This window comes from Candidatus Poribacteria bacterium (assembly GCA_021295755.1).
Classification (GTDB): Bacteria; Poribacteria; WGA-4E; order WGA-4E; family PCPOR2b; genus PCPOR2b.
On the sequence record JAGWBT010000013.1, the window covers coordinates 56,051 to 58,173 of the forward strand.

At 50.1% G+C, this 2,123-nt stretch carries 2 protein-coding genes; both read left to right on the top strand.

The genetic code is table 11. The annotated features are described in order from the left end of the window. The coding region (locus J4G02_03180; GenBank protein MCE2393598.1) for a hydroxymethylbilane synthase at positions 1-462 on the top strand (462 nt) is incomplete at its 5' end. Positions 463-472: 10 nt separating this feature from the next. After that, complete coding sequence (cobA, locus tag J4G02_03185; GenBank protein ID MCE2393599.1) at positions 473-2,005, top strand: uroporphyrinogen-III C-methyltransferase; 1,533 nt, start codon at positions 473-475, stop codon at positions 2,003-2,005. Positions 2,006-2,123 lie beyond the last annotated feature (118 nt).

The following is a 2,123-nucleotide window of genomic DNA, read 5'->3' on the forward strand; positions in this document are numbered from 1 at the left end:
ACGCGCCTTCGCAAGCTGCATGAAACAGACCTTGATGGAGTTATTCTTGCCGCTGCGGGAATTAAACGGTTGATTGGTGAAGAAATTATTACGGAGTATTTTGAGGCAGATCGGATGGTCCCCGCTGCCGGGCAAGGGGCGTTGGGGGTAGAAACCCGCGAAGATGACCTTGAAATCGAGACGTTGTTGGAGGCAATTAACGATAGGCATAGCGAAACTGAAGTGCTCGCGGAGAGGGTTGTGTTGCAAGAATTGGGCGGTGGATGTCAAGTTCCGATTGGCGTAAACGCACGGTTGGAGGACGATAGACTTCATCTGATTGCTACTGTTTGCAGCCCTGACGGAAAACATCGCCTTCTTGAGAGGCTATCGAGCAGTTCAGCGTGTGCCCAAGAGTTAGCGGTCAACCTTGCAACGAAGTTGATTCAGAATGGTGCACATAAACTTCAAAGTGGAACGTAAAGCGTGAATCATGACTGCCATGAATGGTAAAGTGTACCTTGTTGGAGCAGGACCGGGCGATCCGAAACTAATTACACTCAAAGGAATTGAATGCCTCCAACGCGCAGATGTCGTAATCTATGACCTGCTTATTAACGTCAAATTACTTGAACACTGTCCTGCACATACTAAAAAAATCTATGGCGGAAAAATGATAGGCGAGCAGGAGCAACGCCAAGCCGAAATCGATGATCTAATGATTCGGCACGCGAGGGCAGGCAAGACGGTTGTCCGGCTCAAAGGCGGTGATCCGTTTATATTCGGGAGAGGTGGAGAAGAGGCACTGACGCTTGTGGAGGCGGGTATTGATTTTGAAGTCGTGCCCGGTATTACCTCAGCAATCGCTGCGCCGGCGTATGCAGGTATCCCTCTAACGCATCGGAGTTATTCGTCCTCCGTCGCATTTATCACAGGGCATTCGGCAGCGTTGCAAGCGGATTCGGCAATCCGTTGGGAGCAGCTCGCTACAGGTGTGGATACACTGGTTATTCTTATGGGAGTCGGGCATTTACACGAGATTGTGGCGCGTCTGATTCAACATGGACGTTCACCTGAGACACCGATTTCTCTCATTCATTGGGGAACAACACCGCAGCAAAAAACACTTGAAGGAACTCTTACAGACATCGCTGAAAAGGCAGAGACTGTTAATTTCCGCAATCCGGCGGCAATCGTCGTCGGTGACGTCAATGCTTTGCGCGAACAATTGAACTGGTTTGATCAAAAGCCGCTCTTTGGTCGTCGGGTTATCGTCACCCGCGCTCGGGCGCAAGCGAGTGGCTTCGCGGAATGCCTTGAATCTTATGGTGCCGAAGTTATCCAATTCCCGACGATTGAAACCGAGCCGATTCCCGATAACGCTGCATTGGACAGGGCAATCGCTCAACTTTCGACGTACAATTGGGTCATTTTTACCAGCGTCAACGCTGTGGAATATTTCTATCGCCACCTACGGGAAAATGGCAAAGACGCCAGATCACTCGGAGACGCTCGTATCTGTGCAGTTGGACAGAAAACCGTAGCCACATTGGATCAGATCGGGATTCGTGCGGATTATGTCCCATCGCAATATCGCGGTACGGTCCTTGCGGCAGAATTAGAAGGTGTGGATGGGCAAAAGATTCTGCTGCCACGCGCTTCGATCGCTGCGGATGATTTACCCAACGGTTTACGAGATAGAGGCGCGATTGTCGACACTATTCCGATTTATGAGACCGTCAAAGCCGGTGCAGAGGGACGTGAGGCACTCGAAGCGGATCTGCATAACGGGCGCATCGACATGGTGACATTTACAAGTTCATCAACTGTTACTAACTTTCTTGAGATGTTCGGTTCACCTCCGTCCACTGCCTTGCTCGACCAAGTTCACATTGCCGTCATAGGACCGTCAACTGAAGCAACCGTGGAAGCGCATAGATTGACGGTAGACATAGTTGCCAAACAAGCATCTGTAGAATCACTCGCGGAAGAGATTGTTAAGTTCTATACAGGAAAGGAAAAATGAATATGAATCGAAAAAGAGTCAAAATCATCATTGCGAGTCTCATCTTAGCGGCTGCAATGACGTTCCTCGTTGTTGCGGGGGTGAAGAACACAAGCATGCGACACTTCGCGCCCGATGC